Genomic DNA, 14,499 nt, shown 5'->3' with positions numbered 1-14,499 from the left:
ATTATTCGCTTTACCGTATAAAATCTGAACATAAAAATGCGAATTACATATATATCTGTAACGAGTTAACCAGAACTATTATTGCCGGTCAGAGGTTAAAGATGGTCTAACAACTGGCCATTTACTGTATTTTAATCATTTAATGGTATTAGTTTAAAATGGATTTAGACACTTCAAAAAATCCATATTATATTATGACATGGTTAGATTAGGAAATTTATCCTGTAAAACTCCAATAAATTTCTCACCAACGACCTGATATTTTGCTCTTGTTTCCAATTGTATCTTTAGATTGAGCAGATCTTGCGGGTCAATCCGATAATTAAGTCTATCATGGATTTCAAGAGATAATGAACTTCCATCAATATCAAAAGTAATAACATGTGTTTTTGGTAAATATTCCTCCGATGATTTTGAATAAATACCCAATTGCGATTTCAGGATACCTCCATATTGAAGCGCAGCCTTTTCAAGTCTAAAATTATCAAATACGATGTGTTCATCTAATTCGCCCACTGTATCTGTGCTGAAAAAATGTAGATCGTTTCCACTTAAGGCCCAAAAACAATCGGTTTCAATTCGTCTAAGCTTTACACCAATTGTAGACAATGCTACGTTTTTCAATCCATCAGTTACGAGTTCCTGCACTTTATTGGCTGTTGACTGAGGAACAGATGCAGAAGTAAACGCATCAATGGGTTTACCATTCATCCATCGTTTTAATTTTGAAAAATCCTGTATTAAAAGTTCCTGTTTGTATTGGGCATATCGAGTTCTCTCAACATCTAAATCAATTTCTGATTTTGCAGTTTTATGTTTTTTATTCATAATAATCATGAAAACTATACCTGCAATGATTAATATGACCGGAATTATAAATAGTGGGTTCATTCTTTCTTTAGTTTAAGTTTTTTGTGTTTGTCAACTGTTTTTGTTTATGGTTCTATTTATTTCAAGACTGTATCATAAATTGTGTTCAACAGATCCTGTCTCATTTTTGAGTTTCTCTGATCAAGAAGTATGATAATACCCCATTTTTTATTTCTATTGTAGCAGATGATGGAAGACTGTCCCATAGAATCTCCAGATTTCATATAAATTGTATTTTTATCATCTGATACAATGTTAAGTCCTAATCCCATCTCTCTCTTTTCATCTTTATATACTACTTTTTCCGTGATGATAGCTGCTTTCCCTACTGTTGTTTCATTATTTAAAACGGCTTTTAAGTAGGCAACCATGTCAGAAGCATCAGACTTTATTAATCCTGCAGGTGCCGTAATATTCCATTTGAAAAATTCCTGGATTCCTCCATTTGGATTGTGAGCAGTTGTTCTGTTTTCTACATCAAAATCCTTCGTTAAGGTATTGGTCATATGTAATGGCTTTATCAAGTTAGCGCTGATAATTTCATCATAGCTCTTACCATACACCTTCTCCAATATTTGTCCCATTAAAGTATATCCAATTGTGGAATAGCGATATTTACCATAATCTTTTAGTTCATTACAATTATTGATTATTCCAGCTAATGTTTCAGCAGTCACGCTACTTACAGGCTGCTGCGGGTTCAGTTCCATCAATTTCGGAAAATCTAGATCTGGTAAACCGGACTGATGTGATGCCAGGTCCGAGATTTTAATTTTGTTTTGAAGATTTGGTTGGAGTATATACCCATTGGGAAGAAATCCATCGATATAATCATCCAGTTTTATTTTATGATCCATAACTGCCTGTGCAATTAAATTTGAAGTCAGGATTTTGGTAATTGACGCAATTTCGAAGATGGAGTTTTTATTAATTTTTGTTTGACTCTCTGCATTCAACTTACCATAGGCCGTATAATATTCTTCATTGTTATTGATAAAGCCAACACTAATTCCTATCTCAGGATTTTTTTTATAATTATCATTTACGATGGAATCAATTCTTTTGCTCAGGTTTTGTCCAAAAGAAAAGCTACTAATAAATAATAGTCCAACTAAAAGTTTTGATGAAGTGTTCATTGTATCGTATTTAGGTTAAAATTTATTCCGATACAAAGATGTGGAAGACATTCAAGTTATGCGACCGAATAAATGCAGTCGCCCGTATTTCTTCAGAAAAATGAGTACGAGTAATTACAAAAGGAGTACGAATAATTACAAGCAGCTAATTTAAAGACCCTTACGATAAATTGTTGGTGTAATACCCGTATGTTTTTTAAACGCGGTATTAAAAGAAGATTTTGAATTAAAACCAACTTGATATAAAATTTCGAGGATAGTGACCTTATTTTTTGTATCATCCTTTAAAATATCCATCGCATTCTCAATACGATAAGTATTCACAAAATCGTAAAAATGCTGTCCTATTTGATGATTGATTAAAAGAGATAAATCCCGAACTGGAATTTCTAGCTCATTGGATACATCTTGAATGGTGAGCGATGGATTAAGAAAGGGCTTTTTCTCGACCATATACTTTCTTAACTTCACAAGCTCCTCATTATGTTTCTGTTCAGCTAGGGTTGACTGTTCACGACTATTTTCTTCTGAAACGAGCTCAGAAACAAGCTTTAGTTTTGAGTCAATATTTCTAAAAATATCCGGATTATTTAATGCTTTAAATAGATACCAGCAAAAAACAAAAAGAGAAGATACTAAAAGTCCAATCTTTAACCATTCTGAAATATGTGGATAATCCGAAAATTTAAGAATGTTTTTTAAAAGAGCTACGAGATATAAAATGGTCAATACAATGGTAAACTGAAACAGCCAATTATATGAACTGACGCTTTTCCCGGCAAAATTTTCAAGATATAGTGTCTTTGATTTTCTTAATACACTAAAAACAGCAGTGATATAGGTAATAATCTGAAGATGTATTAAAATATGAAGGAACTGGAACTCTATCATATTTTGACGATTCTGAATAAAACTTATTTTCGATGCTACACCTACAGTATAAAAACGTGGTGATAAAACCAAATTAACAATTAAAAATGGAAGCAGATGTAGTAAATATTTCGGCCTTAACTTAAAATCAGCGTAACAAACAGATATGATATAAAGATAAAAAACGGGAATTTGCAGAAAGATTAATGTACCTCTAAACATTCCCAAATTTGAGGGGCCATCAACCATCATATTAAATACAGGCTCACTAACATCTATTGCATTTAATATCAGAAAAATAGCAAATAATGAATTGCTTATTTTGTGCTTTGTTTTAAGCGTAAACAAGAAAAATGCGAGAAACAGTGAAATGAATAAAGAGACTATATTTACAATAATTAATAAATTGATTTTATCCATTCCTTACTTTTCTTTGTTTATGGTCATTTCTATTGGTATTCAGGCAGTGTATTGAAATTAAAAATCCAACAAATGCAAATATAAAAATTAGATTGACTTTGTCTGTTTGTTTTTTTTATCAAAGTATATTCTAGCAAAGCAGGCTGGGTACCGATTTTTTAAGTTGAACTTTGCGATAGGAAAAGGATAAAAATGAAAGCTCAGGTCGGCTAGTCGCAATTCAATATGTGGAAATTATGATAAAGTTTATACTCCTAACGAGGAAGATCATTACCTTTGAGCACTATGCTGCAAGTAACCTGTGCGATTATACAAGACGCTAATAAAATTCTGATTTGCCAACGCTCTGCGTCGATGAAGCTACCATTGAAATGGGAATTTCCGGGTGGGAAGATTGAAGCCGAAGAGTCTAAAGAAGACTGCCTACGCAGGGAGATCAAAGAGGAACTCAATATTGATATTACGATACATAAAGCGCTCACGGTGGTAGAGCACCATTACGCCGAATTCTCACTACAGCTCTATCCATTTGTATGCAGTCTGCATTCGGGTGAAGTGGATACACTGGAACATGCGCAAGCGATATGGGTAGATGCCGCTGAGCTAAAGAATTACGACTGGGCAGAAGCGGATCTGCCTATAGTGGATGAGTATTTAAACGGACAACAAGATAATAACAAACATATGGTACATTCTTTTCTGATGGTTGGCCAATCTAATATGGCTGGAAGAGGATTTTTAAATCAAGCTCCCCTACTTTTTGATGAAAGAATAAAAATGCTCCGCAACGGATGTTGGCAAACGATGTGGGAACCTATTAATTGTGACCGTCCAACGTCTGGAATCAGTCTTGCATCAAGCTTCGCCGCTGCCTGGCTGGAGAAGAATCCAGATCGTGAGATCGGACTTATTCCATGTGCTGATGGCGGAAGTAGTCTGGATGACTGGCGCACCGATGGTCCACTCTTCAAAAATGCTATTTTTCAGGCCAAACTAGCCATGGAAAACAGTTCCTTGGATGGCATACTCTGGCATCAGGGTGAAAATGACAGTTTAATGGGACGTTCAAAGCAATATGCTGAAAAATTGAAAAATATAGTCGATGCATTCCGAAATGCCTTGGAAGCGGCCGACATTCCTTTTATTTCGGGTGGCCTTGGCGACTTTTTACCATTGGGGCGCTACGGACAATACTTTCCTGAATCCCGCGAGGTGAATGAAGCTTTATTAGGTTTTACCGAAAATAGTGACAATTGTTATTTTGTGAGTGCTAGCAAGCTAAATTCCAATCCCGATGGATTGCATTTTGATGCGCCATCCCTGCGAAAATTTGGGCTGAGATATTTTCAGGCATTTCATCGGCAGACCAATATACTTGGTGCGCTGGACAATGAGGAAGAAACAATCCAAAGATTAGAACAGCGACCATTGACAGCAGCAGAAAAGAAAACGGTGCTGGAAATTAGGTATGCCTCAGGGCTGCTCTCGCAACATGAATATGAGAAACAATCGCAACATTTAGAACGGTGATTTTGAGCAGAGGTTAGCCTATCTCAGGGCTCCATCCTCACAGTAATCTTCAATCGCTGGAGAAACATGGACTAATTATAGTTGCAGCATCTATTGTATTCCATGATTTCCTTCCAATTAGCGTATCTTAGTATTGCTGCAATTTTATTGTTCTTTCCCAGAGGCTCAAAAATGACACTTTGCCCCCGTCGATTCCTTATCTTAGGTTATATATTCCCACAGAATATGGTTCTCTGTTTTCAATTCAAGGCCCTTCATTCTGGTTGGTTCGCCCTTATTAAAATTGAACTCATTGATATAACCGACCTCTGGTTTTACATTTATCTTTTTAGTCCAGATTTGATCAAGACCTTCTGTCGTCATAAACGTTTGATACACCTTAGAAATCGTACCTTTCGACCAGCTGGTCTTTAAACCTAGGAGTTTATTTTTTTAATCTAGAACTATAGCTGAATCAAAGAAAATTGAATAATTTTAGATGGTAAACAAAAGACCTAGGGACGATAAAAAATTATGGAAATAGAACAATATATCAGTACGCTTTCGCAAACCGAGCAACAAGCGATTAGTCAATTCCGAAAAGTAATATTAGAAAATGACAAAGCTGTTTCTGAAAGTTTTGGAAAATTCATGTCTAATCCCAATGCGATCAGTTATAATGAACAGGGTGTTTTCAAATATGGACTTACAGTTGCTAAAAACTATATCTCATTCCACTCGTTGGTGATGTATTCCAACCCCCAACTCATAGATGAGCTAAAATCAAAATTGCCCAAAGCCAAGTTCCAAAAGGGCTGTATTAATTTTAAATCGTTGGATGAATTTCCGGAATCGGTTTTGATAGACCATATGCAGATATCTTCCAAAATAGACTTCAGTCCAGTAATAAACCGGTACCTGAAAAAGAAGTAAAACCCATGCGAATTTATAGATTGACCAAAACTGGGGGATGTGCTCAGTTTGTCCTTTTATTTGGTATATGATCTGAATTGGAAAAGAGGCGTATTATCCATCCCTATTTGCAAACAAAATGCATCAAATTTATCTTGGAGTAAACTATGATAAGGTCGACAGGCAATGTAAAGAAGATTGTCAGCAATATCCTAACACAGCCCATTCTTTGTAGGATCATCGGTGTACTAATGGTCCTATTTAACAGTTTAATTACTTTTAGTGATATTCATACCCTCTATCAATATCATTTTTGTAAGAGTTGCTACTGGTACGAGATGGAGCTGGAGTCTATTCTTTATTTCAGAATAACTATTGGAACCATCAATATATTACTAGGAATGGCATTAATAACGCTAAAAATTAGGTACTGGTTGTTGGTTTTGATTATCTACATATTAATATTCAACATTAGCTTCGAATTAGAAAAGATAATCCATAGGGTAGAAATCGGTGATCCTCAGGAGTCTTCGTGTGCAGGAGATAATACTCAACTTGTATCAGATTATGCTATAGTATTTGGAGGAAGATCTTTTCCTATATTGCCGCACGAAATCCGTATAAGAATGGAACCCAGCAATATATTAAAAATATATAGGAAAAGTGATCGAAATATAAAGTATGCAGCCAGCAGCCGAGAGAAATCAGGGACTAAATATTCTGCAAATTTCATTATCAATGGATTTATATTCGTTTGGAAAAACAGTCAAGGCTTATCTTTATTCCCTGCTATATATCCTACAATAGGTAAACACATAAAACATAAAAGCTTCCCTCGAACTGACAGAGGGAAGCTTTTATCCGATTGTTATAGATTGTTTCTCAGATATCCTTGAAAGTTATCTTGAAACTGCAGGCCATTGCCTAATCTAAATTTACTTAATTTGCTATTTAGTGCTAATCCCCACAGTATAAATTCGGTCAGGAAATACCGATCTTCCGTCTTCGTTTCTGGCTGATATTGTTGTATCAGCGTTTGGATAGGTGTCATTTGATCTAATAAGCTCTCATAATCCGCATCAGTGAGTTCATCGGAAAGCTCAATACCCTCCGATTCCGAAAACCAACGAACGATATCATCATAGGGATAACGCTCGTTTTCCTTTTCCAGCTTCTCAATTTTGGGGAACAAGACCGGAAAGATACTTTTTACTGCATTTTCGATCAACTGCAACGCCACAGTAGCAGCCCCCTCCTGTTCACCTTCGTAAACCAGCTCCACCTTACCGGTTATAGCCGGTACGATACCCATAAAATCGCTCAAGCGCACCGCTGTTGCTTTTGTTCTGTTTCTAAGCATACGCAATTCGGCTGTGCTTAACAGGTTTTGAAATGCCGTGATGCTCATCCGCGCACTGACACCACTTTTTTCATCAACATATTCGCTATTTCGGGCTTCAAAACTGATCTGCTCAATTAATTCACGAGCCAGCTCAGGAACATATATTCGCTCCTTCTGCGCAGCTTCCAAATTGGCCTCTTGGGCAGTAATTGCCTTTGCCACCTCAACAGATGCGGGGTAGTGTGTTAGTATCTGGGATCCTATCCGATCCTTCAACGGCGTCACAATACTTCCCCTATTGGTATAATCCTCTGGGTTTGCAGTGAACACAAACTGTACATCTAATGGTAGACGTAACTTAAATCCACGAATCTGAACATCCCCCTCCTGCAAGATATTAAAAAGGGCCACCTGAATCCTAGCTTGAAGATCGGGCAGCTCATTAATCACAAATATCGAACGGTTTGCCCGTGGAATCATGCCAAAATGAATCACACGATCGTCCGCATAACTCAAGCGTAGATTAGCGGCTTTGATAGGATCTACATCACCGATTAAATCTGCTACGGTCACATCAGGAGTGGCAAGTTTCTCAGCAAAACGGTCGCTTCGATGAAGCCAACTTATGGGGGTGTCATCCCCGTTTTCCTTCAATAATTCCTGCGCGTAGCGCGATATAGGATTAAATGGATCATCATTGATCTCCGAACCTTGTACCACAGGTATATATTCATCCAGCAGATTAACCATAAGCCTAGCCAGGCGTGTCTTTGCCTGACCACGAAGACCTAGAAAATTAATATTATGCTTGGAGAGAATGGCTCTTTCAAGTTCGGGAATAACTGTGTCCTCGTAACCATGTACACCAGTAAAAACGTCTTCGCCTTTGTTTATTTTTGTAATCAGATTCTGGCGCAATTCTTCTTTTATCGTCTTAGGTTTGTAACCTGATGTTTTCAATGCGCCAAATGTTGTAATCTTCGTATAATCCATATATTCCTAATGATGAGGCGCAAACGTTGCGCAAGATGATATCCTATTATCGATAAACGATGTGTTTATCGTATTCTTTTTTTGCGATTTTCTTCGTAATCTTCAAAAATCATTCCGCCCAAATCTCCAAGTCCTGTGTAGTATGCTTTGCCTTGGTTTGAAGCTGTAAATTCGTTAACAAATTGCTGCAGATAAGGATCTGAAGTGATCATAAAGGTGGTAATGGGTATCCCCAGCTTTCGGGCTTGTGCTGCCATGCTATAGCACTTGCTGGTAATAAAAGGATCCAAACCCATCGGATTCTTATAGTAAGTGCCATCAGGCATATTTAAACAGCTCGGCTTTCCGTCAGTAATCATAAAGATCTGCTTATTGGCATGCCGTTTTCGTCTGAGTATATCCATCGCCAACTGAAGGCCAGCGACAGTATTGGTATGAAAAGGTCCTACTTGCAGATAAGGCAGATCTTTGATCGCTATCGGCCAGGCGTCGTTACCGAAGACAATGATGTCAAGGGAGTCTTTGGGATAACGTGTGATGATGAGCTCCGATAAGGCCATAGCCACTTTCTTCGCGGGTGTGATCCGGTCTTCCCCGTATAGAATCATACTATGGCTGATGTCAATCATCAACACTGTACTCATTTGCGATTTAAACTGCGTATCCTCTACAACCAGATCATTTTCTGATAAGCTAAACTCTCCTATCCCATGATTGATCTGTGCATTTTTCAAGCTCTCGGTCAATACGATTTTCTCCAGGCTGTCTCCAAACTGAAAGCTCCTAAAATCGCCCATATTTTCGTCGCTCCGCCCCTGATGATTGGTTTTATGGTTACCTGACGATCCTTTTCGCATCTTTCCGAAAATCTGATCTAATGCATTCTGTCGCAAAGCTTTTTCCAGCTTAGAGGTAAGGTCTACACCGCCATCACCGCCAAAGCCAAATTTTTCTCGGATGTATCCTTTGTTTTTGAGATCCGCAATGAAATCGTCGATCGTATATTCTGGAGTGGTCAATTTGAACTCTCTATCCAATTGACGCAGCCAATCAATAGCCTCATCAAAATCACCGGCAGTATGTGTAATCAGTTCTTTGAAAATAGTAAATAATTTATCAAAAGGTGTCTGAAACGGCTCGGCATATTGTGTGAAGAGAAAGCCCCTATTTCGTTTCGTGCTGTCCATGCATTTGTTATATTAAGGATGAAGAAGCTATTTATCTATAGATATCGGAATCGCTTCATAAGATAAATTTACGAAATAATAATTCTTATAAAGAGTCACATATCCAAAATTTCATCCCGATTATGCCAATCACAACAACGGATCAATGTTTATCTTTTTCACTAATTCATTGACTTGTTCCCGATGTTTTTCCCGCACATTGTCAATTGCCAAGGTGCCCCCTAGTATAAGCATTTCTTTGTGCTGAAAGCGTTTCCCTAACCTGTCCTCAAGCATAACTTTCTCCATGCTTTGGGCAATGCCGATTTCCTCTAAAAAGTTATTGGGATGACCTGCAGTACAGATGACTATTCCATATTTGACTATTTTCATTTTAGGCAAGTCTGGCTTTTGTCCATAGGCATAGCCAACCGAATATACCCGGTCAAACCAACCTTTCATCATTGCCGGACAATCGCTCCACCAGACCGGATAGAGAAAGATAATACAGTCAGCATTTTCAATTTTTTGCTGTTCTTCAATCACATCCCTAGGAATTGGCAGCGCTGTATCCGCATTCCCTTCTCTTTGGTATTCCGTTGCGGTCATAATACCCTGAAAATTATTTGCATATAAATCAGAGACTTCAACATTCCATTTTTGGGCTGCCAATATATTCTTCAGATGGGTGAATATCTCAAAAGTATAGGATTTCTCGCTCGGATGACTGTAAACAATTAAAATATTCATAATGATACGATTAGAATTACATTTTCTTTTGCGAATCTTGTCGTTTAATCAAAACGAGATTGACAACGAAATACTCATAACAACCTATTATTCAAAGCAAAGGTCAAGGCCTCATTCATATTGCCTACGCCCAATTTTTCAAATAATTTCCGTCGATGAAATTTAACCGTATCGATTGAAATGAAGATCTTTTCGGAAGTTTCGTGGATAGTAAGTCCGCGATGATAATAACGTAATATTTCGATTTCACGTTCTGTAAGATTAATCTTTTCACGGGCGATCCATTTACCGGTCAATAGGTCAAGCTCCCACAGCAAATCAGAATGAAGTTTTTCTATGGTTACATTTCCTGAAGATACATTTGAAGATAGAGATACGATACACATGGCCTTCCATATCTTTCCCTTCTCGGTTAGAAAAAACGGTGTTAACTTGTGATTGATCAAAATATATTTCTTATTTGCATCTTGTATTTGAAAATCATAGGATATAACATGAAGCTTCCGCTCCTCCAATGGAATATTTTCATAGAAATTAAAGCCAGCATTGTTGATCTGAATGAGCATCTGAAAATCCGTCGCAGGGACATATTTCTGATAAAATCCGTATCCCATCTCAACAACCTGTTTTGAACTTAAACCTGCCAGAAACAACGGGTTATCTGAAACAAATTCAAATGCTTTCAATTGATAATCTATCACATAGATACTTTGATAGGTAATGCGTGCGAAAGCTTTAACTATTTCTATATAATCTTTGGTCTGTTCTAAATCTTTTGCTGAAAGACTATCCACCGTATTCTTGGGTGAAAATAAATCGTTAACATCCATGTTCAAACTCTATACTTCAAAAATAAATAAAACTACACTCAGGTGTAGCTTTTATTATGATAATCAGTAATATTTTTGAGCAAAATAGAAATCAATAGGGAGCCAAAAATCTATTGACTATGTGGACAACAATTATCCCTAATCGGAGAGCTTTGGCGAACAACAAACCGAAACATATCATTACAGCCTTAATTAACTTAAAAATGACAAATTGCAAAAACTGTGGAACTGATATCATTTCCAATTTCTGTCCAGAATGTGGTCAACCCGCGGTCCTTAAAAGAATAGATGCACACTATATCGCCCATGAGATCGAACATATTCTTCATTTCGAACGGGGGATTCTGTATACTATCCGCGAACTAGTCACCACTCCGGGAAAAAATGTTCGGAATTACATTTCTGAGAATCGAAGTCGCTTGGTCAAACCCATTATTTTTATTATTGTCACCTCACTGATCTACTCGATTGTAAGCCATTATTTTCATGTTGAAGACAAATATGTTAGTTATTATGAATCCCGACACTCCACAACGGGTGCTATGTATCTATGGATTCAAACCCATTATGGCTATGCCAATATTATGATAGGGATATTTATTGCATTTTGGGCAAAATTATTTTTTAAAAAATATGGGTTCAATCTTTTTGAAATTATCATCCTGTTGTGTTTTACTCTGGGAATGAGCATGTTAATACATTCACTTTTTGCAATAATCGAAGGTGCTACACATAAAAATGTTATGGTACTCTCTAGTATAGTAGGTATGTCATATTGCATTTGGTCTATAGGACAGTTTTTCGATCCACAAAAAACAGCTAGTTATCTAAAAGCCTTTGTCGCATACATTCTAGGATATATTACGTTTACAATAGTGGTCTTTACTATCGGTTCGACAATAGATCTTATCTTTCATTGACAATAATAGTTTTCGGATCTATTTATAAAAGGGATAAATCACCTCCGCCTTATAACTTAATTTTTATCAACTGAATTAATAAATGTTACAAAACAATTATTAAAATCCATTTATCAATCGATTGACTAAACAATATTGGATAAAAAATATAATTTTTTTTCTAGATAATAAGCTCAATGGTTTATATTCATTATTATACAATATAAACCATTATGAGAAAACTTTTAAATTTATTGATTGCCACCTTGGCTCTGGGTGTAGCGTCGTGTAATAAGACGCTCATCCCAACGGATGAAAAAAGTGAAAATCTAAAACTAAAAGCATCCAGCGCAACGATTACGAATGAATGGCGCCAAAATCCGTACAAACTCAATGTCATTTACTTCGTGCCTAATGATGTCGATTCAATCCCTAACTTTGGAAAACGAATCAGTAGAATCCTTCTTGATGCACAGGAAATGTTTGCCTCGAATATGAACCGCGAAGGTTTTGGGCGCAAATCCTTCGGATTGGATCTGACAAATGACACCCTGATCAATATCCATTACATTGCCGGAAAATTTGGTAAGTCAACTTACCCTTATTCAGGTGGTAGCGGTGCTGTAAAGTCCGAAGTAGATGCCTATTTTGCACAGAACCCCACGTTCAAAAAAAGTGAGCATAACCTGATTATTATTCCTACTTATAATACCGATCCGGCCAATCCAGGCGGCCCGCCATTCTATGGTACTGGCACGACCTGTTATGCTTTAGATTACATAAATCTGGACGCCAAAAACCTCGGAATAGGTGGAGATATTGGCTGGAAAGCGACAGTCTGGATAGGTGGAATGATTCATGAACTTGGCCATGGCTTAAATGCTAGTCATAACCGAATGAACAAGACATTGGCTCCGACTTTAGGTACTGCATTGATGGGATCTGGCAATTCAACTTATGGAATCTCCACCACTTCATTGACAGCTACCACTGCAGCAACCTTTAATAACAGTCAAGTGTTTAGCACTGTGACAAGAAATGACTGGTATGGTGCGGCATCTGCGGAAATAACTTCATTATCCTCAAGCTACAGCAACGACAAAATCATTATTTCCGGAAAATTTACCACAACCAAACCTGTAAATGATATCGTCGTTTGGCATGACAGGGAACCTTTTGGTGGCAATAATGATTATGATGCAGTACAATGGGCGACAAAAATCATTGGCCAAGATAGCTTCAGATTCGAGTGCCCGCTGGCAGATTTTTATGATTTAAATGGAAATTATGAAATGCGTATCGGCTTTATGCATGTCAACGGAAGCCGCTCAACATTAGGTTATGCTTACAACTTTGTCAATAATGTTCCTGATCTCAGCAAAGTTGTCACTCACAAACTATTGCCAACAACAGGCTGGTCAATCTTAGGCAGTGACAGCAACGAATCTGGTGCTCCCGCAAGCAATGTGTTAGATATGAACAGAAGTACAATCTGGCATACACCATGGTCTTCAGCCCAAACACCACAACCGCACTTCTTCTCTGTGAATATGGGTGCTCTACGGTCGGTAAAAGGACTTGCATTTCGAAACCGCGATAATCTGAATGGAGCGATGAAAGATATTAATATTTATACGAGCACCAATGGTACAAGTTGGACCTTAATTAAATCTGCTCAGCTGAGCAAAGTTTCGGGTTCCTGGATCAATGTTAATCTTGATTCAACAATTAGCACGCGCTATCTTAAAATAGAATCTGTGAATTCCTGGGGTGATTTCTTCTATTCACACCTTGCGGACTTTGGAGTCTTCTCTAATTAGTCTTCAATTCGCTTAAACCTATAGAGGGGTGTCCACAAAGGTCGGACACTCCTATTTTTTTTTATTTCGTAACCATCTACACTATCTTTTTCAAATATTCAATTCCTGGAGCACATTTTTGATTTTTGAACTGCTCCTTTTATTTATTCTAATATATTTGGTATCAACCACTAATATAGAGCCTATGACGATAAAACTGTCCCTTTAAATCTGGAATATGGATTTCAATCGATAAATCACTATTTTAGTTATTGTATGTCTTAATCAAATGATGAAAAGTTAATCATGGACCAAAAACAAGTAAAATACCCCGAGGAGAGTAAAACAAATTATATTAAAAATCAAACGACCGATCTTCAACTATTGGAATTCGAATTCGCAGAGAAAAGAATTCCAGCCACGATGCTTGTATTTATTCCGTTGTTAATATTTTTCACAGGTATCGATATCCTGTTAATAAGCAATTTGTATACTGTGAATGGTGATTTCAAATTACTGGCAGCTACATTCATTTGGACTTTCTTTCTTGTCACAGTCTATCGTAGTTTTCTCTGGAATCTGTTTGGCAATACAAAGGTTGAATTAAAAACAGATGGACTAATGATCGAAAAAAAAGGGACATTCCTCACCAGACCACAGAAATATGATTTAAATAAGGTAAGAAATTTAAAATTGGTTGATTATAAGTTCAGTTTTTTAAATTTTCTTGTTTCCCGTGGTAGTTTGATCAATTTACAAACCTATGGCTGTATTACCTTCAACTATGAAAATAAAGAAATAAATTTTGGCGGAAACATTTCGGGAGATAAGGCGCAGGAAATTGTTGAAATAATTCAAAAAAGAAAAGGCCTACTATAGAAACTCTTCAACAAGGAAGCATATCCCCAAAAGAAATCGAATAGCTATTAAGGGCAAAATGTACTCTGTGTAATTTAAAAATTATGGGCAAACAGATCATTAATACAAGGGCAGAAAAACAGGG

General features: G+C 37.0%; 12 protein-coding genes. 5 read left to right on the top strand and 7 right to left on the bottom strand.

From position 1 onward, the window contains the following. Positions 1 to 192: 192 nt before the first annotated feature. The 3 genes from DFQ12_RS00490 to DFQ12_RS00480 form a co-directional block, all read right to left on the bottom strand. Entirely contained in the window at positions 193 to 891 is a 699-nt protein-coding gene (locus DFQ12_RS00490) for a 6TM ABC transporter family protein (protein WP_120257077.1), read from the bottom strand. A gap of 56 nt (positions 892 to 947) precedes the next feature. Further along, positions 948 to 2,006, bottom strand: coding sequence for a serine hydrolase domain-containing protein (locus tag DFQ12_RS00485; protein WP_120257076.1), 1,059 nt, complete (start codon positions 2,004 to 2,006; stop codon positions 948 to 950). A 150-nt stretch (positions 2,007 to 2,156) separates the two neighbouring features. Continuing rightward, on the bottom strand, positions 2,157 to 3,296 hold the full coding sequence (locus tag DFQ12_RS00480) for a helix-turn-helix domain-containing protein (RefSeq protein WP_120257075.1): 1,140 nt from the start codon (positions 3,294 to 3,296) through the stop codon (positions 2,157 to 2,159). A 285-nt stretch (positions 3,297 to 3,581) separates the two neighbouring features. Between DFQ12_RS00480 and DFQ12_RS00475 the strand changes: the two genes are divergently transcribed. Continuing rightward, positions 3,582 to 4,826 (top strand): sialate O-acetylesterase, encoded by a 1,245-nt coding sequence (locus DFQ12_RS00475; RefSeq protein ID WP_120257074.1) that lies wholly within the window; start codon positions 3,582 to 3,584, stop codon positions 4,824 to 4,826. Between the two features lie 513 nt (positions 4,827 to 5,339). After that, the gene (locus DFQ12_RS00470) at positions 5,340 to 5,738 is read left to right on the top strand and encodes a DUF1801 domain-containing protein (protein ID WP_120257073.1); all 399 of its coding nucleotides are present in this window, start codon (positions 5,340 to 5,342) and stop codon (positions 5,736 to 5,738) included. A gap of 847 nt (positions 5,739 to 6,585) precedes the next feature. Here DFQ12_RS00470 and DFQ12_RS00460 read toward each other — a convergent pair. From DFQ12_RS00460 to DFQ12_RS00445, 4 genes are all read right to left on the bottom strand, one after another. Continuing rightward, entirely contained in the window at positions 6,586 to 8,052 is a 1,467-nt protein-coding gene (locus tag DFQ12_RS00460; RefSeq protein WP_120257071.1) for a sigma 54-interacting transcriptional regulator, read from the bottom strand. A 65-nt stretch (positions 8,053 to 8,117) separates the two neighbouring features. Further along, positions 8,118 to 9,239: a vWA domain-containing protein gene (locus DFQ12_RS00455; protein WP_120257070.1), complete on the bottom strand. Its 1,122-nt coding sequence runs from the start codon at positions 9,237 to 9,239 to the stop codon at positions 8,118 to 8,120. A 129-nt stretch (positions 9,240 to 9,368) separates the two neighbouring features. After that, entirely contained in the window at positions 9,369 to 9,968 is a 600-nt protein-coding gene (locus tag DFQ12_RS00450) for an NAD(P)H-dependent oxidoreductase (RefSeq protein ID WP_120257069.1), read from the bottom strand. Between the two features lie 74 nt (positions 9,969 to 10,042). Continuing rightward, entirely contained in the window at positions 10,043 to 10,798 is a 756-nt protein-coding gene (locus DFQ12_RS00445; protein WP_120257068.1) for a response regulator transcription factor, read from the bottom strand. A 119-nt stretch (positions 10,799 to 10,917) separates the two neighbouring features. Here DFQ12_RS00445 and DFQ12_RS00440 point away from each other — a divergent pair, with 119 nt between their 5' ends. The 3 genes from DFQ12_RS00440 to DFQ12_RS00430 all read left to right on the top strand — a co-directional run bounded on the left by DFQ12_RS00440 (position 10,918) and on the right by DFQ12_RS00430 (position 14,375). After that, positions 10,918 to 11,718, top strand: a complete 801-nt coding sequence (locus DFQ12_RS00440) for a DUF3667 domain-containing protein (protein WP_244211645.1) — start codon at positions 10,918 to 10,920, stop codon at positions 11,716 to 11,718. Between the two features lie 212 nt (positions 11,719 to 11,930). Beyond that, positions 11,931 to 13,517: a discoidin domain-containing protein gene (locus tag DFQ12_RS00435; protein WP_120257067.1), complete on the top strand. Its 1,587-nt coding sequence runs from the start codon at positions 11,931 to 11,933 to the stop codon at positions 13,515 to 13,517. Between the two features lie 285 nt (positions 13,518 to 13,802). Beyond that, complete coding sequence (locus DFQ12_RS00430) at positions 13,803 to 14,375, top strand: hypothetical protein (RefSeq protein WP_120257066.1); 573 nt, start codon at positions 13,803 to 13,805, stop codon at positions 14,373 to 14,375. Positions 14,376 to 14,499 lie beyond the last annotated feature (124 nt).

It is taken from the genome of Sphingobacterium detergens (genome assembly GCF_003610355.1).
GTDB lineage: Bacteria > Bacteroidota > Bacteroidia > Sphingobacteriales > Sphingobacteriaceae > Sphingobacterium > Sphingobacterium detergens.
The sequence above is the reverse complement of the archived record's forward strand: the minus strand, read 5'-3'. Positions and strand labels throughout refer to the sequence as shown.

Excerpts from the sequence above, each read along its gene's own strand:
- DFQ12_RS00480 (WP_120257075.1), bottom strand. The coding sequence starts at position 3,296 with ATGGATAAAATCAATTTATTAATTATTGTAAATATAGTCTCTTTATTC.
- DFQ12_RS00485 (WP_120257076.1), bottom strand. The coding sequence starts at position 2,006 with ATGAACACTTCATCAAAACTTTTAGTTGGACTATTATTTATTAGTAGC.
- DFQ12_RS00460 (WP_120257071.1), bottom strand. The coding sequence starts at position 8,052 with ATGGATTATACGAAGATTACAACATTTGGCGCATTGAAAACATCAGGT.
- DFQ12_RS00475 (WP_120257074.1), top strand. The coding sequence starts at position 3,582 with ATGCTGCAAGTAACCTGTGCGATTATACAAGACGCTAATAAAATTCTG.
- DFQ12_RS00440 (WP_244211645.1), top strand. The coding sequence starts at position 10,918 with ATGTGGACAACAATTATCCCTAATCGGAGAGCTTTGGCGAACAACAAA.
- DFQ12_RS00450 (WP_120257069.1), bottom strand. The coding sequence starts at position 9,968 with ATGAATATTTTAATTGTTTACAGTCATCCGAGCGAGAAATCCTATACT.
- DFQ12_RS00430 (WP_120257066.1), top strand. The coding sequence starts at position 13,803 with ATGGACCAAAAACAAGTAAAATACCCCGAGGAGAGTAAAACAAATTAT.
- DFQ12_RS00470 (WP_120257073.1), top strand. The coding sequence starts at position 5,340 with ATGGAAATAGAACAATATATCAGTACGCTTTCGCAAACCGAGCAACAA.
- DFQ12_RS00490 (WP_120257077.1), bottom strand. The coding sequence starts at position 891 with ATGAACCCACTATTTATAATTCCGGTCATATTAATCATTGCAGGTATA.
- DFQ12_RS00455 (WP_120257070.1), bottom strand. The coding sequence starts at position 9,239 with ATGGACAGCACGAAACGAAATAGGGGCTTTCTCTTCACACAATATGCC.
- DFQ12_RS00445 (WP_120257068.1), bottom strand. The coding sequence starts at position 10,798 with ATGGATGTTAACGATTTATTTTCACCCAAGAATACGGTGGATAGTCTT.
- DFQ12_RS00435 (WP_120257067.1), top strand. The coding sequence starts at position 11,931 with ATGAGAAAACTTTTAAATTTATTGATTGCCACCTTGGCTCTGGGTGTA.